General features: G+C 38.8%; 19 protein-coding genes. All 19 read left to right on the plus strand.

Translation table 11 applies throughout. The features are described from left to right. Positions 1-103 precede the first annotated feature (103 nt). Positions 104-3,658, plus strand: a complete 3,555-nt coding sequence (gene rpoB, locus BLR36_RS14550) for a DNA-directed RNA polymerase subunit beta (RefSeq protein ID WP_093062478.1) — start codon at positions 104-106, stop codon at positions 3,656-3,658. A 143-nt stretch (positions 3,659-3,801) separates the two neighbouring features. Beyond that, on the plus strand, positions 3,802-7,404 hold the full coding sequence (rpoC, locus tag BLR36_RS14555) for a DNA-directed RNA polymerase subunit beta' (RefSeq protein ID WP_093062479.1): 3,603 nt from the start codon (positions 3,802-3,804) through the stop codon (positions 7,402-7,404). A gap of 135 nt (positions 7,405-7,539) precedes the next feature. Then, positions 7,540-7,788 carry a ribosomal L7Ae/L30e/S12e/Gadd45 family protein gene (locus BLR36_RS14560; protein ID WP_093062480.1) on the plus strand — a complete coding sequence of 83 codons (249 nt, stop codon included), beginning with the start codon at positions 7,540-7,542 and terminating at the stop codon, positions 7,786-7,788. Between the two features lie 98 nt (positions 7,789-7,886). Continuing rightward, positions 7,887-8,306 (plus strand): 30S ribosomal protein S12, encoded by a 420-nt coding sequence (rpsL, locus tag BLR36_RS14565; protein WP_090567780.1) that lies wholly within the window; start codon positions 7,887-7,889, stop codon positions 8,304-8,306. Positions 8,307-8,347: 41 nt separating this feature from the next. Further along, positions 8,348-8,818: a 30S ribosomal protein S7 gene (gene rpsG, locus BLR36_RS14570; protein ID WP_093062481.1), complete on the plus strand. Its 471-nt coding sequence runs from the start codon at positions 8,348-8,350 to the stop codon at positions 8,816-8,818. Positions 8,819-8,880: 62 nt separating this feature from the next. After that, positions 8,881-10,959, plus strand: a complete 2,079-nt coding sequence (gene fusA / locus BLR36_RS14575; RefSeq protein ID WP_093062482.1) for an elongation factor G — start codon at positions 8,881-8,883, stop codon at positions 10,957-10,959. A gap of 116 nt (positions 10,960-11,075) precedes the next feature. Continuing rightward, the gene (tuf, locus tag BLR36_RS14580; protein WP_093062483.1) at positions 11,076-12,263 is read left to right on the plus strand and encodes an elongation factor Tu; all 1,188 of its coding nucleotides are present in this window, start codon (positions 11,076-11,078) and stop codon (positions 12,261-12,263) included. Between the two features lie 97 nt (positions 12,264-12,360). Beyond that, positions 12,361-13,050 carry a response regulator transcription factor gene (locus tag BLR36_RS14585; RefSeq protein WP_175454089.1) on the plus strand — a complete coding sequence of 230 codons (690 nt, stop codon included), beginning with the start codon at positions 12,361-12,363 and terminating at the stop codon, positions 13,048-13,050. A gap of 5 nt (positions 13,051-13,055) precedes the next feature. Beyond that, positions 13,056-14,081 (plus strand): sensor histidine kinase, encoded by a 1,026-nt coding sequence (locus BLR36_RS14590; protein WP_093062484.1) that lies wholly within the window; start codon positions 13,056-13,058, stop codon positions 14,079-14,081. A 99-nt stretch (positions 14,082-14,180) separates the two neighbouring features. Continuing rightward, complete coding sequence (locus tag BLR36_RS14595) at positions 14,181-14,942, plus strand: ABC transporter ATP-binding protein (protein ID WP_093062485.1); 762 nt, start codon at positions 14,181-14,183, stop codon at positions 14,940-14,942. Next, positions 14,932-16,920 (plus strand): ABC transporter permease, encoded by a 1,989-nt coding sequence (locus BLR36_RS14600; RefSeq protein ID WP_093062486.1) that lies wholly within the window; start codon positions 14,932-14,934, stop codon positions 16,918-16,920. Before BLR36_RS14595 ends, BLR36_RS14600 begins: the two co-directional genes overlap by 11 nt. A gap of 114 nt (positions 16,921-17,034) precedes the next feature. After that, positions 17,035-18,351 carry a Na+/H+ antiporter family protein gene (locus tag BLR36_RS14605; protein ID WP_093062487.1) on the plus strand — a complete coding sequence of 439 codons (1,317 nt, stop codon included), beginning with the start codon at positions 17,035-17,037 and terminating at the stop codon, positions 18,349-18,351. A 366-nt stretch (positions 18,352-18,717) separates the two neighbouring features. After that, positions 18,718-19,026 (plus strand): 30S ribosomal protein S10, encoded by a 309-nt coding sequence (gene rpsJ / locus BLR36_RS14610; protein ID WP_042478628.1) that lies wholly within the window; start codon positions 18,718-18,720, stop codon positions 19,024-19,026. 44 nt (positions 19,027-19,070) lie between these two features. Then, complete coding sequence (gene rplC / locus BLR36_RS14615; protein ID WP_093062488.1) at positions 19,071-19,700, plus strand: 50S ribosomal protein L3; 630 nt, start codon at positions 19,071-19,073, stop codon at positions 19,698-19,700. 26 nt (positions 19,701-19,726) lie between these two features. Continuing rightward, positions 19,727-20,350 carry a 50S ribosomal protein L4 gene (rplD, locus tag BLR36_RS14620; RefSeq protein WP_093062489.1) on the plus strand — a complete coding sequence of 208 codons (624 nt, stop codon included), beginning with the start codon at positions 19,727-19,729 and terminating at the stop codon, positions 20,348-20,350. Continuing rightward, positions 20,350-20,634 carry a 50S ribosomal protein L23 gene (gene rplW / locus BLR36_RS14625; protein WP_093062490.1) on the plus strand — a complete coding sequence of 95 codons (285 nt, stop codon included), beginning with the start codon at positions 20,350-20,352 and terminating at the stop codon, positions 20,632-20,634. The genes rplD and rplW overlap by 1 nt, the downstream gene beginning before the upstream one ends. Positions 20,635-20,675: 41 nt before the next feature. Beyond that, complete coding sequence (rplB, locus tag BLR36_RS14630; RefSeq protein WP_093062491.1) at positions 20,676-21,506, plus strand: 50S ribosomal protein L2; 831 nt, start codon at positions 20,676-20,678, stop codon at positions 21,504-21,506. Positions 21,507-21,566: 60 nt separating this feature from the next. Continuing rightward, entirely contained in the window at positions 21,567-21,845 is a 279-nt protein-coding gene (gene rpsS / locus BLR36_RS14635; protein WP_090567829.1) for a 30S ribosomal protein S19, read from the plus strand. A gap of 20 nt (positions 21,846-21,865) precedes the next feature. Beyond that, positions 21,866-22,210, plus strand: coding sequence for a 50S ribosomal protein L22 (rplV, locus tag BLR36_RS14640; protein ID WP_093062492.1), 345 nt, complete (start codon positions 21,866-21,868; stop codon positions 22,208-22,210). The last annotated feature ends 1 nt before the right edge of the window (position 22,211 follow it).

Below are 22,211 nucleotides of genomic sequence, written 5' to 3' on the forward strand. Positions count from 1 at the left end.
TGAGCTCTTATTAAGAACTCGTTTTCTTTTTGTCTTTCGATATCATACACCAAAATGTTCATATCGAAAAGACCTAATATCGCTTTATTGAGGGGTGAATGAGTTGACAGGTCAACTAGTTCAATACGGACAACACCGCCAACGCAGAAGTTTTGCGCGTATTAGTGAGGTGCTGGAACTACCGAATCTAATCGAAATTCAGACGGCATCTTATGAATGGTTCCTTGAAGAAGGTTTACGTGAAATGTTCAAGGATATTTCACCAATCGAGGACTTTACAGGCAATCTATCACTTGAATTTGTCGACTATAGTTTAAACGAACCGAAGTATTCAGTCGACGAATCGAAAGAACGTGACGCAACATACGCAGCACCACTACGCGTAAAAGTACGTCTCCACAACAAAGAAACGGACGAAGTGAAGGAACAAGATGTCTTCATGGGTGATTTCCCATTAATGACTGAAACCGGAACTTTCGTTATTAACGGAGCTGAGCGCGTAATCGTATCTCAGTTAGTCCGCTCACCAAGTGTTTACTTCCATGATAAAACAGACAAAAACGGTAAAAAAGGTTTTGGATCAACTGTTATTCCAAACCGTGGTGCATGGTTAGAATATGAAATCGATGCAAAAGACGTAGTTTACGTTCGTATCGATCGCACACGTAAATTACCAGTTACTGTTTTACTTCGCGCATTAGGCTTTGGATCAGATCAAGAAATTATCGATTTAATCGGTGACAATGAATATTTACGTAACACGCTAGAAAAAGATAATACAGAAACGTCTGAAAAAGCGTTACTGGAAATCTATGAGCGTCTACGTCCTGGTGAACCACCAACAGTGGAAAGTGCAAAGAGCCTGCTATACTCTCGTTTCTTTGACCCAAAACGCTATGACTTAGCGAATGTTGGTCGTTACAAAATGAACAAAAAATTGCATATTAAAAATCGTTTGTTTAACCAAACAATAGCAGAAACGCTAGTGGATCCGGAAACAGGAGAGATTTTAGTAGAAGCTGGTACGTTGATAGATCGTCGTGTACTAGATCGTCTAATTCCTCATCTTGAAAATGGCATTGGCTTCAAAACATTATCTCAAGTAGGTGGTGTTTTAGAAGACGATATTACTATCCAATCGATTAAAATTTATGCTCCAAACGATGAAGAACAAAAAGAAGTTAATGTTATAAGTAACGCGTATGTAGAAACAGAAGTAAAAAACATTACGCCTGCTGATATCGTTGCATCTATTGGTTACTTCTTTAACCTATTGTTCAACGTTGGGAACACAGATGATATCGATCATCTAGGTAACCGTCGTTTACGTTCTGTAGGTGAGTTACTACAAAATCAGTTCCGTATCGGTCTTTCACGTATGGAACGTGTTGTACGTGAGCGTATGTCTATAAACGATACACAATCCATCGTGCCGCAACAATTGATCAATATACGTCCAGTTATTGCATCTATCAAAGAGTTCTTTGGTAGCTCGCAGTTATCTCAGTTCATGGACCAAACGAACCCACTTGCTGAGTTGACACACAAACGCCGTCTATCGGCGCTTGGACCCGGTGGTTTAACGCGTGAGCGCGCAGGTTTTGAAGTACGTGACGTTCACTACTCTCACTACGGTCGTATGTGTCCAATCGAAACGCCTGAGGGACCAAACATTGGACTTATTAACTCGCTTTCTAGTTTTGCGAAAGTGAATAAATTTGGATTTATTGAAACACCATATCGTCGTGTTGACCCCGAGACAGGGTTAGTTACATCACGTATCGACTATTTAACTGCTGATGAAGAGGATAACTATGTGGTTGCACAAGCTAACTCGCCATTATCTGATGAAGGAGAATTCCTGAAGGATGAAGTAGTTGGTCGTTTCCGTGGAGATAACACTGTGTTTAAAAAAGAACAAATTGACTATATGGACGTTTCGCCGAAACAAGTTGTTTCTGCCGCAACTGCATGTATTCCGTTCTTGGAAAACGATGACTCCAACCGTGCGCTTATGGGAGCGAACATGCAACGTCAAGCAGTTCCATTATTAAACCCAGAAGCTCCATTCGTTGGAACTGGTATGGAACATGTGAACGCTCGTGACTCAGGTGCTGCGGTTATTGCAAAATACCACGGTATTGTTGAGCATGTTGAAGCAAAAGAAATTCGTGTTAGACGTATTGAAGAAGTGGATGGTAAAGAAGTTAAAGGAGATTTAACATCTTATAAAGTTCATAAATTCGAGCGTTCGAATCATGGTACATCTATAAACCAACGTCCAATCGTAAAAATTGGAGATCGTGTTAAACCTCTGGATATCCTTGCAGATGGTCCTTCTATGGAACAAGGAGAGCTTGCTTTAGGACGTAATGTACTAGTAGCTTTCATGACGTGGGATGGATACAACTATGAAGATGCCGTTATTATGAGTGAACGTCTAGTGAAAGACGATGTATATACTTCTGTTCACATTGAAGAATATGAGTCAGAATCACGTGATACAAAACTTGGGCCAGAGGAAATTACGAGAGATATCCCTAATGTCGGTGAAGATGCATTACGCAACTTGGACGACCGTGGAATTATCCGTGTTGGGGCAGAAGTTCGTGATGGAGACATCCTTGTTGGGAAAGTAACACCAAAAGGAGTTACAGAACTAACAGCTGAAGAAAGATTACTACACGCAATTTTCGGTGAAAAAGCTCGTGAAGTTCGTGATACTTCTCTACGTGTGCCTCATGGTGCAGGTGGGATTGTATTAGACGTAAAAGTATTTAATCGTGAAGATGGCGATGAGTTATCTCCGGGTGTTAACCAATTAGTTCGTGCTTATATCGTTCAAAAACGTAAAATCTCCGTTGGAGATAAAATGGCCGGACGACATGGTAACAAAGGGGTTATCTCGCGTATTCTTCCTGAGGAAGATATGCCATTCCTTCCAGACGGCACACCAGTAGATATCATGTTAAATCCACTTGGGGTACCTTCTCGTATGAACATTGGGCAAGTATTGGAGCTTCACTTAGGTATGGCTTCAAGAATTCTTGGTGTTCATATGGCGTCACCAGTATTTGATGGTGCCAACGAAGAAGACGTTTGGAACACAATGGAAGAAGCAGGACTTAATCGTGACGGTAAAACTATCCTTTATGATGGACGTTCAGGCGAACCATTTGATAACCGTGTATCTGTAGGGGTTATGTATATGATTAAACTTGCGCACATGGTAGATGATAAGTTACATGCTCGTTCTACTGGACCTTATTCACTAGTTACGCAACAACCTCTAGGAGGGAAAGCGCAATTTGGTGGACAACGTTTCGGGGAAATGGAAGTATGGGCACTAGAAGCTTATGGTGCTGCTTATACGTTACAAGAAATTTTAACAGTAAAATCCGATGACGTTGTTGGACGTGTGAAAACATATGAAGCAATTGTTAAAGGTGAAAGTGTACCAGAACCAGGAGTTCCTGAATCATTCAAAGTATTGATTAAAGAGCTACAAAGTTTAGGTATGGATGTTAAGATGCTTACAATCGACGAAGAAGAAATTGAGCTTCGCGATTTAGATGAAGATGATGATATTCCGGCGGCTGATGCACTTGGTATTTTGCCAATCGCAACAGAGGAAGAACCAGTTAGTACACTAGAATAATAAGAAAAGCGTAATTGCGCTTAGATTACACAATAAAAATCGGACAGGTGATGCCTGTCCGTGTTTCCGTATAAAATTGCATAATGCAGAGCTACTTGGAAAAGTCTTTTTAAAAGACACAAGACTAAAGGGAGGTAGGCTCCTTGATAGACGTTAATAATTTTGAGTATATGAAAATTGGTTTAGCTTCACCTGATAAAATCCGTTCATGGTCTTATGGGGAAGTAAAAAAACCTGAAACAATTAACTATCGTACATTAAAACCTGAAAAAGATGGTTTATTCTGTGAACGTATTTTTGGTCCTACAAAAGACTGGGAATGTCATTGCGGAAAATATAAACGCGTTCGTTATAAAGGTGTTGTATGCGATCGTTGTGGAGTAGAAGTAACACGTTCTAAAGTACGTCGTGAACGTATGGGTCACATCGAACTAGCTGCTCCTGTATCACATATTTGGTATTTCAAAGGTATCCCAAGTCGTATGGGTCTGATTTTGGATATGTCTCCAAGGTCACTAGAAGAAGTAATTTACTTTGCTTCTTACGTAGTAATAGAGCCAGCAGACACACCTCTTGAAAAGAAACAATTGCTTTCTGAAAAAGAGTACCGTGCATATCGCGATAAGTTTGGAACAAAATTCCAAGCTGCTATGGGTGCAGAGGCTATTAAACGTCTACTTTCAGAAATTGACCTAGAAAGTGAAACAGAACATTTGAAAGAAGAGTTGAAAACAGCTCAAGGTCAACGTCGTACACGTGCAATTAAACGTTTAGAAGTAGTGGAATCTTTCCGTAATTCAGGCAACAAACCTGACTGGATGATTTTAGACGTTCTACCAGTAATTCCTCCAGAATTACGCCCAATGGTTCAATTAGATGGTGGACGCTTTGCTACATCTGATTTAAATGATTTATACCGTCGTGTCATTAACCGTAATAACCGTTTAAAACGTCTATTGGATCTTGGTGCTCCAAGTATCATCGTTCAAAACGAAAAACGTATGTTACAAGAAGCTGTTGATGCATTGATCGACAATGGTCGTCGTGGTCGTCCGGTAACAGGACCAGGTAACCGTCCGTTGAAATCACTTTCACATATGTTAAAAGGGAAACAAGGTCGTTTCCGTCAAAATCTACTTGGTAAACGTGTAGACTACTCTGGTCGTTCGGTTATCGTAGTAGGACCAAACTTGAAGATGTATCAATGTGGACTTCCAAAAGAAATGGCTATTGAACTATTCAAGCCATTTGTGATGAAAGAACTTGTTGAACGTGGTTTAGCTCACAACATTAAGAGTGCTAAACGTAAAATTGAACGTATGCATGCTGAAGTATGGGATGTATTGGAAGATGTAATTAGAGAGCATCCGGTTTTACTTAACCGTGCACCAACTCTTCACCGTCTTGGTATTCAAGCGTTCGAACCAACATTAGTAGAAGGTCGCGCAATTCGTCTTCACCCTCTAGTATGTACAGCATATAATGCTGACTTCGATGGTGACCAAATGGCTGTTCACGTGCCTTTATCAGCAGAAGCACAAGCGGAAGCTCGTTTACTAATGCTTGCAGCACAAAACATTTTGAACCCGAAAGATGGAAAACCAGTAGTTACACCATCTCAAGATATGGTATTAGGAAACTATTACTTAACACTTGAGCGTAAAGGTGCAATGGGCGAAGGTTCAACATTCTATGGTCCAGAAGAAGTGCTAATTGCTTATAACACTGGTCACGTACATTTGCATTCTCGTATTGGAATACCTGCTTCCTCTGTAAACAATCAAACATTTACAGAAGAGCAAAACAAGATGCTATTGCTAACGACTGTAGGTAAAGTTATTTTCAATGAAATACTTCCAGAATCGTTCCCATACATCAATGAACCGACAGATTTCAATTTACAAACTGAAACTCCGGAGAAATATTTCGTTCCAATGACTACAGATGTGAAAAAACATTTCGAGACTATGGATCTTGTACAGCCATTCAAGAAGAAAATCCTTGGAAATATCATTGCGGAAGTATTTAAACGTTTCCATATTACAGAAACGTCGAAAATGCTTGACCGTATGAAAGCACTTGGATTTAAATACTCTACTAAAGCTGGTATTACAATTGGTATCTCCGATATCGTCGTATTGCCAGACAAAGGCGAAATTCTTGAAGAAGCACAAGGTAAAGTGGATAAAGTTATTAAACAATTCCGTCGTGGTCTAATTACGGAGGAAGAACGTTACGCTAGTGTTATTGGACACTGGAGTAAAGCGAAAGAAGTTATTCAAGATAAACTGATGAGATCACTAGATAACATGAACCCAATCTTCATGATGAGTGACTCAGGTGCCCGTGGTAATGCATCTAACTTTACTCAACTTGCAGGTATGCGTGGACTAATGGCCAATCCGGCTGGTCGAATCATCGAACTTCCGATCAAGTCATCGTTCCGTGAAGGGTTAACAGTACTTGAATACTTTATCTCTACACATGGTGCGCGTAAAGGTCTTGCCGATACAGCTCTTAAAACTGCCGATTCAGGTTACTTAACTCGCCGTCTAGTAGACGTTGCGCAAGATGTAATCGTACGCGAAGATGATTGTGGAACAGACCGTGGATTACTAATTGGTTCACTAATGGAAGGAACGGAAGTTATTGAAGAGTTTGGCGAACGTATTGTTGGTCGTCATACGAAGAAAACAATCTTCCATCCAACTACAAATGAAGTGATTTTAGAAAAAGACGGGTTAATTACACAAGACGCTGCTCGTGTTATTGAAGAAGCGGGTATCACGGAGTTAACAATTCGTTCTGCATTTACTTGTAATACAAAACACGGTGTTTGTAAAAAATGTTACGGCTTGAACTTAGCTACTGGAGACAAAGTAGAAGTTGGAGAAGCAGTTGGTATCATCGCCGCTCAATCTATTGGTGAACCAGGTACACAGTTAACAATGCGTACATTCCATACAGGTGGGGTTGCTGGAGATGATATTACCCAAGGTCTTCCGCGTATCCAAGAAATTTTCGAAGCTCGTAATCCAAAAGGGCAAGCTGTTATCTCTGAAATTTCAGGGACTGTTACTGAAATTGAAGAAATTAGAGAAGGCCAAAAAGAAATTACAATTCAAGGTAATGTAGAAACTCGTAAATATTTGGCACCATACAATGCACGTTTAAAAGTTCAACTTAACGATACAATGCACCGTGGTCAAGTATTAACTGAGGGTTCTGTGGATCCGAAGGAATTGTTGAGAGTTAAAGATGTTTCAACTGTTCAAGAGTACTTACTAAAAGAAGTACAAAAAGTTTACCGTATGCAAGGGGTAGAAATCGGGGATAAACATATCGAGGTAATGGTACGCCAAATGCTTCGTAAAGTACGTGTGATTGAAGCGGGAGAAACTGACCTACTTCCAGGCTCACTACTAGATATCCACCAATTTGCTGAAGCGAACAAGGAAGCCGTTTTACAAGGTAAAATTCCTGCAACATGTCGCCCAGTTATCCTTGGTATTACAAAAGCTTCTCTTGAAACAGAATCGTTCTTATCTGCTGCATCCTTCCAAGAAACGACTCGCGTATTAACAGACGCAGCGATCAAAGGAAAACGTGATGAGTTATTAGGACTGAAAGAAAACGTAATTATTGGTAAACTAGTTCCGGCTGGTACTGGTATGCAACGTTATCGTCAGATTAAAATAACAGACAACGAAGCAGACAGTGAAAAAGAGTTAGTTAACGCAGAATAATACAACTGAATATTAGAGAGAGGTAATAATATTTCTCTCTAATATTTTCATGATTATTGTTGACACCTTTTTCAATGAATGATAATATATTTAAGGTTGATAGTTATCTGACTTGTACCTTTGGAGGATATGCAAATGTCTTATGAAAAAGTGAAACAAGCGAAAGAAGCAATCATAGGTACAAAGCAAGCAGTAAAAGCAATGAAAAAAGGGCTTGTCAAAGAAGTTTATATTGCACTAGATGTAGAAGAGAGAATCATTGAGCTAGCACGGCAAACAGCCGAAGAAAACAATGTTTCGATTAACTACGTTGAGTCTAAAGTAGATCTTGGTAAGGCTTGTGGACTGCGCTTAGCGGCGTCAGTTGTAGCTATTACTGTGTAACAGTTTTTGTGTAATGCACAAAGACTTTGTTTTTACCCAAAAAATGAACCACCTGGATGTGTGGTATTAACAAGAACAAATGAAGGGAGGAATAATCGATGCCTACAATTAACCAATTGGTACGTAAGCCTCGTCAATCCAAAAGTACGAAATCTAAGTCTCCTGCACTAGGAAAAGGTTATAACAGCTTCAAAAAGGCTGGTACTAACCTGAACTCTCCACAAAAACGTGGGGTTTGTACTCGTGTTGGTACTATGACGCCGAAAAAACCAAACTCAGCACTTCGTAAATATGCGCGTGTACGTTTAACAAATACGTTAGAGGTTACTGCTTATATTCCAGGAGAAGGACACAACCTACAAGAACATAGTGTTGTACTTATCCGCGGAGGAAAAGTAAAAGATTTACCAGGGGTACGTTATCATATCGTACGTGGTGCTCTTGATACAGCTGGTGTTACTGGTCGTATGCAAAGTCGTTCTCTTTACGGTGCAAAACGCCCTAAAGAAAAGAAATAATTTAATTAATAATTTGACATTCGTCGAAAGGAGGAAAACACATGCCTCGTAAAGGTCCTGTTTCCAAACGTGACGTGTTACCAGATCCAATTTATAATTCTAAACTAGTAACTCGTTTAATCAATAAAATGATGGTTGACGGTAAAAGAGGTACTTCTCAAAAAATTCTATACGGAGCGTTTTCACTTGTTCAAGAACGTTCTGGTAAAGATGCTTTAGAAGTATTCGAAGCTGCCCTAAACAATGTAATGCCAGTTCTTGAAGTACGTGCTCGTCGTGTTGGTGGTGCTAACTACCAAGTACCGGTTGAAGTACGTCCAGATCGTCGTTCAACACTAGGTCTTCGTTACTTAGTAAACTATTCACGTCTTCGTGGAGAAAAAACGATGGAAGAACGTCTAGCTAACGAAATTCTTGATGCATCTAACAACACTGGTGCTTCAGTTAAGAAACGTGAAGATATGCACAAAATGGCGGAAGCTAACAAAGCATTTGCTCACTATCGTTGGTAAAATCTTTTTAAAACTTATGATAAAATCGTACTCTAATCCGACTATGGAAGGAGAAATACAATATGGCTAGAGAGTTCTCCTTAGAAAGAACGCGTAATATCGGGATCATGGCTCACATCGATGCTGGTAAAACGACTACTACGGAGCGTATTCTTTATTACACTGGTAAAATCCACAAAATCGGGGAAACTCATGAAGGTGCATCACAGATGGACTGGATGGAGCAAGAACAAGAACGTGGAATCACAATCACTTCAGCTGCAACAACAGCTGCTTGGGATAATCACCGTGTAAATATCATCGATACACCAGGACACGTAGACTTCACTGTTGAAGTTGAACGTTCACTTCGTGTACTTGATGGTGCGGTTACAGTACTAGATGCTCAATCTGGTGTTGAACCACAAACAGAAACAGTATGGCGTCAAGCTACTACTTATGGCGTACCACGTATTGTTTTCATCAACAAAATGGATAAAACGGGTGCAGATTTCTTATATTCTGTAGGAACTCTACACGATCGTTTACAAGCTAATGCTCATCCAATTCAATTACCGATTGGTGCTGAAGATCAGTTCAACGGAATTATTGACTTAATCACGATGAAAGCTACGTTGTACGGAAATGATTTAGGTACTGACGTAACTGAAGAAGAAATTCCAGAAGAATACAAAGCACAAGCTGAAGAATACCGTGAAAAGTTAATTGAAGCGGTAGCTGAACTTGACGAAGATTTAATGGAAAAATATCTTGGTGGAGAAGAAATTACGAACGAAGAATTAGTACAAGGTATCCGTAAAGGTACTCTAAACGTTGAATTCTATCCAGTAGTATGTGGTACTGCATTTAAAAACAAAGGTGTTCAAAAAGTTCTTGACGCAGTTGTTGCATACCTACCATCACCACTTGATATTCCAGCAATGAAAGGAATCGACCCTAATACTGACGAAGAAATCGAACGTCATTCTGACGATTCAGAGCCATTCTCAGCATTAGCGTTTAAAGTTATGACTGACCCTTACGTTGGTAAATTAACATTCTTCCGTGTATATTCTGGTACACTACAAGCTGGTTCTTATGTTCAAAACTCTACTAAAGGTAAGCGTGAACGCGTAGGACGTATTCTACAAATGCATGCTAACTCTCGTGAAGAGATTTCAGAAGTACATGCTGGAGATATCGCTGCAGCTGTAGGTCTTAAAGATACTACAACTGGTGATACACTGTGTGATGAAAAAGCTCTAGTAATTCTAGAGTCTATGGAATTCCCAGAACCAGTTATTTCTTTATCAGTTGAACCAAAATCTAAAGCTGACCAAGATAAAATGGGTGCTGCTCTTGTAAAATTAGCAGAAGAAGATCCAACATTCCGCGTTCATACAGACCAAGAAACTGGTCAAGTTATTATCGCAGGTATGGGTGAACTTCACCTTGATATCTTAGTTGACCGTATGCGTCGCGAATTTAAAGTAGAAGCTAACGTAGGTGCTCCTCAAGTATCTTACCGTGAAACTTTCCGCTCTTCAGCACAAGTTGAAGGTAAATTCGTACGTCAATCAGGTGGACGTGGTCAATTCGGACACGTTTGGATTGAATTCTCTCCAAACGAAGAAGGAAAAGGCTTTGAGTTTGAAAATGCTGTTGTCGGTGGGGTAGTTCCACGTGAATACATTCCAGCTGTTGAGGCGGGTCTTCGTGACTCACTAAACAATGGTGTACTTGCTGGGTATCCGTTAATCGATATTAAAGCGAAATTATACGACGGATCATATCATGATGTTGACTCCAATGAGATGGCCTTCAAAGTTGCTGCTTCTATGGCATTGAAAAATGCTGTATCTAAAGTAAACCCAGTAATTCTTGAGCCAATCATGAAAGTTGAAGTTGTTATTCCTGAAGAATATTTAGGAGACATCATGGGTGATATCACTTCACGTCGTGGACGCGTTGAAGGTATGGACGCTCGCGGTAACGCACAAGTTGTACGTGCAATGGTTCCACTTGCTGAAATGTTCGGATATGCAACGTCTTTACGTTCTAATACGCAAGGACGCGGAGTCTTCTCAATGACATTTGATCATTATGAAGATGTTCCAAAATCAATCTCTGAAGAGATTATCAAAAAAAATAAAGGTGAATAATTGAATTTTCACCTAAATTAAAGTATAACTAATTTGTAGTCTATGAAAGGCAAGGGGCTTTTAGTCCCTTACTTTTATAATAAAAAATCATACAATTACTGAGGAGGACTTCTCTAATGGCTAAAGAAAAATTTGATCGCTCCAAAACACATGCTAACATTGGTACAATCGGACACGTTGACCATGGTAAAACAACTCTAACTGCTGCTATCGCAACAGTTCTTTCTAAAAAAATGGGTGGTACAGCTAGATCATACGCTGATATCGATAACGCACCTGAAGAAAAAGAACGCGGTATCACAATCAATACTTCACACGTTGAGTATGAAACAGCTTCTCGTCACTACGCACACGTAGACTGCCCAGGACATGCTGACTATGTTAAAAACATGATCACAGGTGCAGCACAAATGGACGGCGGGATCCTAGTAGTATCTGCTGCTGATGGCCCAATGCCACAAACTCGTGAGCATATCCTTCTTTCACGTCAAGTAGGTGTTCCATACCTAGTTGTATTCATGAATAAATGTGATATGGTTGATGACGAAGAACTTCTTGAATTAGTTGAAATGGAAATTCGTGACCTTCTTTCTGAATACGACTTCCCAGGCGACGACATTCCTGTAATTAAAGGTTCTGCTCTTAAAGCTCTTGAAGGTGAACCAGAATGGGAAGAAAAAATCGTTGAATTAATGGACGCTGTAGATAGCTATATCCCAACTCCAGAACGTCAAACTGACAAACCATTCATGATGCCAGTTGAGGATGTATTCTCAATCACTGGTCGTGGTACAGTTGCTACTGGACGTGTTGAGCGTGGACAAGTTAAAATCGGTGACGTTGTAGACATTATCGGTATTACTGAAGAAGCAAAATCAACTACTGTAACTGGTGTTGAAATGTTCCGTAAACTTCTTGATTATGCTGAAGCTGGAGATAACATTGGTGCTCTTCTTCGTGGGGTTTCTCGTGAAGAGATCCAACGTGGTCAAGTATTAGCTAAACCAGGTTCAATTACACCACACACAGACTTCAAAGCTGAAGTTTATGTTCTTTCAAAAGAAGAGGGTGGACGTCATACTCCATTCTTCTCAAACTACCGTCCTCAGTTCTACTTCCGTACAACTGACGTAACTGGTGTTTGTAACTTACCTGAAGGTGTAGAAATGGTTATGCCTGGAGACAACATCGAAATGACTGTATCTCTAATCTCACCAATCGCTCTTGAAGAAGGTACTAAATTCTCTATCCGTGAGGGTGGACGTACTGTAGGCGCTGGTGTAGTTGCTACTATCACTAAGTAATCTATAATTCTTTAATATAAAACCATCTCGTGACGACGAGGTGGTTTTTTTTGTATGAAAAAATAGTGTAAACTAGTTTAAAGAGGTGATTTAGTTAATGACTATAAAAGTATTAGTAATAGAAGACGACCAAGCAATCTATGAAATGATTAAAGAGAGATTTGCACAATGGTCATTTGATGTTACTAGACCAAATGATTTTCAAAAAGTAATGTCTACGTTTATAGAAGAAGAACCACAGTTTGTTCTGATTGATATTCAGCTACCGGCATTTGACGGATTTCATTGGTGTAGAGAAATACGTCGTATATCAAAGGTTCCTATTATTTTCTTATCGTCACGGGATCACCCGTTGGATATGATCATGGCAATGCAGATGGGTGCAGATGATTTTGTGCAAAAGCCGTTTCACCTTGATGTATTAGTTGCCAAAGTCCAAGCGCTTCTAAGAAGAACTAACGATTACCAAGAAGAGTCTATGGATATTAGTAATTGGAATGAAGCTATTATAGATTTTGCTAAAAGTGAAATTACATATATGGATAAAACGATAGAACTAACAAAAAATGAGTTATTTATATTGAGGGTACTACTACAATTTGTAGGGAAAATAGTGTCGAGGGATGATTTAATGAGAAAACTTTGGGATGACGAGCGTTTTGTTAATGATAATACTCTGTCGGTAAATGTTAATCGTCTTCGTTCAAAATTAGAGGAAGTTGGGCTTATGGATGTAATCGTAACTAAAAAAGGTTTAGGGTATATGGCCATTTCTAGGGAGGGATAGTAGTTTTGTTCATTTTGTACATCAAAGAAAGAAAGGCTTGGCTTATCTTTTTTATCACTCTTCAGATTTGGTTGAATTTCATACTTACTTTGGATGTAGCTTTTGGCGGAATCTCTTTACTATATATAAACTTTATCAATATAACTGCATTTGTTGTATTTTTTATGTGGCGATATTATCAAGAAACTAAGTATATTAAAGCGTTAGAGAATAGTTTGTCTAATGAAAAAAGTTTAGACTTCATACTAGAATCTTTTCCAGGTGGATATTCTAGCTTTGAGAAGATGCTATCTACTACGATAGATGATCTTATTCTAGTAGCAAAGGAAGAGCTTAATGGGTTGAAAGTAGAGCATTTAGAAGAAAATGACCTCACACTTTCATGGATTCATGAAGTGAAAACTCCACTTACTAGTATGAAGCTGATGATAGATTCGTTAGATGATAGAAGTGCTCAAAAAAAGCTAGAAGTAGAATGGCTCCGAATCCACCTATTATTAGACCAACAATTACATAACACAAGACTCTCTACTATAGAAAAAGATTATATAATAGAGGGGGTAGACATTCAGAAGATATTACATATGGAAATAAAAGAGTTTCAAGCATGGTGTATTCAGAAAAACATTGGATTTGACTTAGGAAATTTAGAAGTGAAAGTGATGTCCGACCAAAAATGGTTAGCTTTTATTGTAAGACAAATATTATCAAATGCAATTAAGTATAGCTATGCAGACAGCGAAATTCATATTCGAACCTATATCGATGACACAGATCATGTCATTTTAATGATTAGAGACTCAGGAATAGGGATTTCTCGAGCTGAATTACCTAGAATTTTTGAAAAAGCTTTTACCGGAAAAGTTGGTCGACAAACTACTGCATCTACTGGGATGGGACTTTACTTGGCTAAAAACGTCGCTGAGCAGTTAGGTATCCACATATCAGTTTCTTCTACTATTGGAGAAGGTTCGACATTATCCCTACAATTTCCTTTAAAAAATGAAATAGTGAAGATTTTAGGTAGGTGACAAAATTGTCATCTACTTTATTTGTTTGTAACGTTAATCAAACGATTAATGGAAAGAAAAACCGTAAAATAAAGTTACTAAGTTATAGGAGGAACATTCATGACTATTTTGAGCGGTCGCAAAATAAAGAAAATATATGGTAAAAAAGCTATGGCGCAGGAAGTGTTGAAAGGGATTGATCTAAAGGTAGATGAAGGAGAATTTGTAGGGATAATGGGTCCCTCTGGATCTGGAAAGACAACTCTATTGAATGTACTTGCTTCTATAGATAAAGCAACAGAAGGGGTTATCGAAATAAGTGGGCATAATCTACGTACGATGAAGGAAAAAGAGCTATCCAATTTCCGAAGAGAGCAATTGGGCTTTATCTTTCAGGATTACAATTTGTTAGATACATTGACTGTAAAAGAAAATATCTTACTCCCACTTTCTATTAGTAAAATCCCTAAAAGGGATGCGGAACAACGTTTTCAAGAAATTACTAGAACGCTAGACATCCATGAACATGCAAACAAATACCCAAATGAAATATCGGGAGGGCAAAAGCAAAGGACCTCCGCTGCAAGGGCGCTAATCAGTAATCCTACGATTGTTTTTGCAGATGAACCAACTGGAGCGCTTGACTCTAAATCGGCTACCGCTCTATTAAGTAATTTAGAAAAGATTAATAAAGATAAACGAGTAACTATTATGATGGTAACACATGATGCCGCAGCAGCTAGTTTCTGTTCTAGGGTCTTATTCTTAAAAGATGGCCAGTTATATACAGAGTTATATAAAGGTGAGAAGAACCGTAAACAGTTTTTCCAGGAGATTATCAATACACAAGGTGTGCTTGGCGGTGACGGTTATGACGCTTAGTCAATTAGTTTTCCGTAGTATGAAGAAAAACATTAGACATTATTATTTGTATTTCTTTGCATTGATTTTCAGCGTAACACTGTACTTTTCTTTTGTAACATTGCAATATAATCCAACTGTAGTAGAGGTTTCGGATAATATTAAAATTTCGGCCGGTTTAAAGGCAGCATCGTATTTATTGTTATTTGTTGTTATTTTTTTCGTTTTATATGCCAATCGTCTATTTATGAAAAGAAGAAGTAAGGAGATAGGTCTTTATCAGCTAATAGGAATGTCCAAAGGACTTGTGACAAGGTTATTAGTGCTTGAGAACGCGTTCCTATGGGTTAGTGCGCTCGCGATAGGTGTAGGATTAGGTTTTTTATCTTCTAGAATTTTTGCAATGATTTTGCTGCACATTTTAGAAAAAGATGTGCTCGTACAATTGATATTTTCTGTAGAAGCTTTACAAATGACGATCTTTGTCTTTCTAGCTTTACTGATTATTGTCTTAATCCAGACAGCGATAGGTATTCGACGCGTTTCATTACTTACATTGTTTACAGCAAACGCAACATCAGAGGTGAATGTGAAGAGATTTAGTGGGATGCAAATGTTACTTGGTTTCATCGGGATTATTTTGATAGGTTATGGGTATTATTTATCGACCACTTTGTTTGAAATAGATAGTGATAATGTCAATATGCTGTTGTATAAGATGATTGCTATTTTAGGATCGACAATTGGTGGAACATATTTTATCTTCCGATTTTCTGTAGCATTTGTATTAGAATTAATACGAAAGCGAAAAAGAGGACATTTGTCTATTCAGGATGTGTTATCTCTATCACCAATAATGCATCGAATGAAATCGAATGCAATGTCACTAACGACGATTACGATTATATCAGCCACTGCTTTAGGAATTCTATGTTTATCGTATATCTCCTATTATTCAGCAGGTTCGTCGGCAAAACAGAGTATTCCGTTTGATTATATTGTTGTGAATGACCAAGGTGAAGTATTTTTAGAGCAATTAAATGAGAAAAATATAGAATTTTTACAAACAGATATTGAATTATTAAATGTAGAGGTTGAAAAGAAAGAGCTTTTTACAAGTGATTTGCCTGCTGAGCTCGTTGCGGCAACTAAGGGACTTATCCCAATCACTAAGTTAAGCGATGTTCAGAAAGTGATGCCAGAGCTTACCTTAAAAGAAGGGGAAGGCTATATTATTGGTTACAGCGATATGATGTCTACTATTATAAAGTGGGAAGCTAATAATCCGGTACAACTCACTACACAAGCAGGAGAAGAGAGACTTACTGTTAAGGAACTTATACCAGAATCAGTACTTAGTTATTCTCTAACAGGCGCAGGAGAAGCTTTAGTTGTAACGGATGAACAGTTCGAAAAACTGGCAACAGATAGTAGAATTCAAGAACAGACTCTTTGGAGCAAACAGGTTGGTATCAATTTAGTAGATAGATCTCAACTAAAAGAGGTTCAAACGATATATGAGGATACAACAAATAATGGTCGTTTTGAAGTTACAAAAGAAGACGGTGTAGTGGATTCCGTGAACATGGCATCACAAGAAGAATTCAGATTGTCGATGCTAGATGTATATGGACTAATTATATTTGTAACAGGATTTTTAGGCTTAGCATTTTTAATGACTACTGGCAGCATTCTATACTTTAAACAAATGACGGAGGCGGAAGAAGAGAAAGCTTCCTATACGGTACTTAGAAAAATTGGCTTCACCGCAAATGAATTAATGAAAGGAATATATATAAAGCAATTGTTTAGCTTTGGGGTCCCATTAGTAATTGGCTTACTGCATAGTTATTTCGCTGTTAAATCTGGTTGGATGCTTTTCGGGACCGAATTAGTAATGCCATTACTAATTACAATGAGCATTTATGTAATTTTGTATTCCATCTTTGCTTTTTTAACTATTGGATACTACCGTAGAGTAGTGAATGATTCCCTATAATTAGCACCATACCTCTTTGTTTTATGCGAAGAGGTATTTTTTGTTGACAGATCAACCAAATGGTTATAAACTTTATCATGTTAGTAATCTAGTGTGTGAAAGTGAGTGTTTTATATGAATGCAGTATTAATTGCAGTAATAGTCATGTTAGTGTTGAGTTTACTTCGTATCAACGTAGTATTCTCGTTAATTATAGGAGCTCTAGTAGGAGGCCTTACAGCAGGTCTGTCAGTCGCAGAGACGATTGAAGCATTTACTGGTGGGTTAGGCGCTGGAGCGACCATAGCCTTAAGTTATGCATTGCTTGGAGGCTTTGCCGTTGCTATCTCTAAAACTGGTATTCCAGAGGTATTAGTACTGGCAATTCTAAAGATAGTAAAGAGTAAAGGAGATTCCAATAAAACTGGGCTAGTGAAAGCTTTAGTCTTTTTATTGTTACTGATGATGGCCGTGTTTTCTCAAAATTTAATACCAATTCATATCGCCTTTATTCCATTGTTAGTACCTCCAATCTTAAAAGTGTTAAACATGTTACAAGTGGATAGAAGATTAATTGCTTGTATTTTAGCTTTTGGATTAATTACACCGTATATGTTTCTACCGTACGGGTTTGGTGCAATTTATCAGGACATCGTTGCTACGCAGATGGGGTTATCTGGTTTAGAGATAGCATTAAGTGATATTCCAAAGGCAATGGCGGTTCCAGCTCTTGGAATGGTATTTGGACTGATAATGGCGTTTGTTTTATATAGAAAGCCAAGAAACTATAAACAGGAAGTAGTAGAAATAAGTGATTTAAATGTGGAAGTGAAGAAGAGTAGTATAATCTTTACTATCGTTTCTTTAATAGCTGCATTGGTTGTTCAGGTTCAAACAGATTCTATGATCGCGGGAGCACTTGCTGGTATAGTTGTTCTCTATGTTAGTGGAGCATTAAAGAGGAAAGAGGCAGACGTACTTCTAACAGAAGGCATGCGCATGATGGCTTTTGTTGGTTTCGTTATGATTACAGCTAACGGATTTGCTGCGGTCATTAATGCTACGGGACATGTGAAAAGCCTAGTGGAAGCATCGTCTGAGCTTTTAGCGGGTAATGTGAGTGTGGCAGTACTGATTATGTTGATTATCGGGTTAATCGTGACTATGGGAATAGGGTCGTCCTTTGCCACTATTCCTATTATCGCAGCAATTTTTGTTCCGCTTGCTATGGAGCTAGGATTAAGTCCATTAGCGACAATTGCTTTAATAGGGACGGCAGGTGCTTTAGGTGACGCAGGCTCACCAGCTTCCGACTCTACGCTCGGACCAACAGCGGGATTAAATGTAGACGGACAGCATAACCATATCTGGGATACATGCGTTCCGACTTTTATGGCTTATAATATTCCGCTCGTGCTTTTCGGATGGATCGCAGTAGTGTTTGTTCTATAGAAATAGAAAGAAAGGATATCTCAATTAAAGAGGTGTTCTTTTTTTGTTTAAGTTATTTTATATAAAGATTATGTATACCTAAAATATAAATACCCTTATCAGTTGCTATTTTCAATGGAATTTTATATACTAGTCAACGGCTTAGAAAAACAAAAGTATTATAGAAAAAGTAATGCGGTTATAATATTAAAAAGAATTTCGTAAAAAGACTTGCGAAATCTTTTTTAATTGTTTATAATATTGTAGTTGGTCTTTGACTGCGATGAAGCGAGAGGTTACCGACACACCCGGCCGCTTTGCCATGGCGAGTGTACGGAAAATTTTCGTGGAGAATGTCTAGAAAATAGGCGAAAAGGAGGGAAAGTAATGGCAAAACAAAAAATTCGTATCCGTTTAAAAGCGTATGATCACAGAATTCTGGATCAATCTGCTGAGAAAATTGTGGAAACTGCTAAACGTTCAGGTGCAAGTGTATCGGGTCCGATTCCACTTCCGACTGAGAGATCTGTTTATACGATTCTTCGTGCTGTTCATAAGTATAAAGATTCTCGTGAACAATTCGAAATGCGTACGCATAAACGTCTTATCGATATCGTTAACCCAACACCACAAACTGTTGATGCGTTAATGAAGCTTGATTTACCATCTGGCGTTGATATTGAAATCAAACTTTAATGGTAAAAAATAAAAAACACAAATTATTGTAGGAGGTGTGACGGATGACCAAAGGAATCTTAGGTAGAAAAATCGGTATGACGCAAGTATTTGCTGAGAACGGTGACTTAATCCCTGTAACTGTTATTGAAGCTACTCCAAACGTAGTACTTCAAAAGAAAACAGCTGAAACAGACGGTTACGAAGCTATTCAGTTAGGTTTTGAAGACAAGCGCGAAAAGCTTTCTAACAAACCTGCGAAAGGGCACGTAGCTAAAGCAAGCACTGCTCCTAAGCGCTTCATCCGCGAATTCCGCGGCTTGGATACAGCTAATTACGAAGTTGGTCAAGAAGTCAAGGTAGAAAGTTTTGCAGAAGGCGATGTAATTGATGTAACAGGTACTACTAAAGGTAAAGGTTTCCAAGGTGTTATTAAACGCCACGGACAATCTCGTGGACCAATGGCTCACGGATCTCGTTACCATCGTCGTCCAGGTTCAATGGGGCCAGTTGCTCCGAACCGTGTATTCAAACAAAAGAAATTACCTGGTCAAATGGGTGGACATACAGTAACTATCCAAAACTTAGAAATCGTAAGAGTGGATGCTGAACGTAACCTATTATTAGTAAAAGGTAATGTTCCTGGTTCTCGTAAATCATTAGTAGTTGTTAAAGCTGCTATTAAATCGAAATAATTCTCTAAAGAAAGGAGGAAACAGGAATGGCAAAAGTATCATTATTCAATCAAGCAGGATCTTCAGTTGGTGAAATCGAGTTAAACGATAAAGTTTTCGGTATTGAACCAAATGAATCTGTCTTATTTGAAGCTATCATTTCTCAACGTGCTTCACTTCGTCAAGGTAATCACAAAGTGAAAAACCGTTCTGAAGTTGCTGGTGGTGGACGTAAACCATGGAAACAAAAAGGAACTGGACGTGCTCGTCAAGGTTCTATCCGCTCTCCACAATGGCGTGGCGGTGGTGTTGTTTTCGGACCAACTCCACGTAGTTATAGCTTTAAATTACCTAAAAAAGTACGTCGCTTAGCTCTTCTTTCGGCTCTTTCAACAAAAGTTCGTGAAGAAAGCATCGTAGTACTAGAAGGTTTAGCATTTGACGCACCAAAAACAAAAGAATTCGTGAAAGTGTTATCTAACCTTTCAATCGATAAAAAAGCGTTATTCGTAACTGCTGATTTAGATGAAACAGTAGCATTAGCTGCTCGTAACATCCCTGGAATCACAGTTGTGTCTGCAACAGGCATTAACGTTTTAGATTTAATCGGTCATAACAAACTTGTAATGACTAAAGCTGCAGTAGAAAAAGTAGAGGAGGTGCTTGGATAATGGAAGCACGTGATATTATTAAACGTCCGGTCATTACCGAGCGTTCTTCTGAAGTAATGGCAGATAAAAAGTACACTTTCGAAGTGGACACTCGCGCTAACAAAACTCAAGTTAAATATGCGGTTGAAGAAATCTTTGGAGTAGATGTTGAAAAAGTAAACATCATGAACTACAAAGGTAAATACAAACGTGTAGGTAAATTTGGTGGGTATACGAACAAACGCCGTAAAGCAATTGTTACGTTAACTCTAGACAGCAAAGAAATCGAGTTATTCGAAATCTAATCCTGTAAAAAGGAATTAATACTCAAGAAGGAGGGAATAACATGGCGATTAGAAAGTATAAACCAACGACAAACGGACGTCGTAACATGACATCATTAGATTACGCTGAAATCACAACTGACAAGCCAGAGAAATCACTACTTGCTCCTGTGAAACGTAAAGGCGGCCGTAACAATCAAGGTAAAATTACTGTTCGTCATCATGGTGGTGGACACAAACGTCAATACCGTATCATTGATTTCAAACGAAATAAAGATGGTATACCAGGACGCGTTGCTACTATTGAATATGATCCAAACCGATCTGCGAATATCGCATTAATTAATTATGCGGATGGGGAAAAACGTTACATCCTAGCTCCTAAAGGCTTAGAAGTGGGAATGACAATCGTGTCAGGACCAGAAGCTGATATTAAAGTTGGGAACGCTCTTCCATTAATAAATATTCCAATGGGTTCTACTATCCATAACATTGAAATGAAACCTGGTAAAGGTGGTCAGTTAGTTCGCTCTGCTGGTACATCTGCTCAATTACTTGGTAAAGAAGGTAAGTACGTAATCGTACGTTTACAGTCTGGTGAAGTTCGTATGATCCTAGGTGTTTGCCGTGCTACTATCGGTGAAGTAGGAAACGAACAACATGAACTTGTGAACATTGGTAAAGCTGGTCGCTCTCGTTGGTTAGGTAAACGCCCAACTGTACGTGGATCAGTAATGAACCCGAACGATCACCCACACGGTGGTGGTGAAGGTAAAACTCCAATCGGTCGTAAGTCACCTATGTCTCCATGGGGTAAACCAACTCTTGGATACAAAACTCGTAACAAGAAAAACAAATCCGACAAACTTATCATTCGTCGTCGTAAAAAATAAAGTGGTTTTACTACGGTTCATTGATAGAGCCGTGGTGTTATCACAGAGGGAGGTTTCAGCATGGGTCGTAGCTTGAAAAAAGGACCTTTCGCAGACGATCATTTATTGAAAAAGGTCGATGCACAAAAGGACTCTGAGAAAAAACAAGTAATTAAGACTTGGTCTCGCCGTTCAACAATTTTCCCTACTTTTATCGGTTTAACTATCGCGGTATATGACGGACGTAAACATGTTCCTGTATACGTGACTGAGGATATGGTAGGTCATAAACTAGGCGAGTTCGCACCAACACGCGCTTATAAAAGCCATGGTGCAGATGATAAGAAAACAAGACGCTAATTTGAGAGGAGGTCATTCAAATGTCACAAGCAAAAGCTATTGCTAAAACAGTGCGCATTGCCCCTCGTAAAGTAAGATTAGTCGTTGATTTAATCAGAGGTAAGCAAATCGGTGAAGCAGTTGCGATTTTACAACTTACTCCAAAAGCAGCATCTCCTGTTGTTGAGAAAGTATTAAAATCTGCTGTTGCAAACGCTGAGCACAATTATGATTTAGATGTTAATAATCTTGTTGTTTCTGAAGTCTTCGTTGACGAAGGTCCAACATTAAAACGTTTCCGTCCACGTGCTATGGGACGTGCAAGTGCAATTAACAAACGTACTAGCCACATCACAATCGTGGTATCAGAGAAGAAGGAGGGATAAT

It is taken from the genome of Psychrobacillus sp. OK028, from assembly GCF_900103605.1.
In the GTDB taxonomy this organism is placed as follows: domain Bacteria; phylum Bacillota; class Bacilli; order Bacillales_A; family Planococcaceae; genus Psychrobacillus.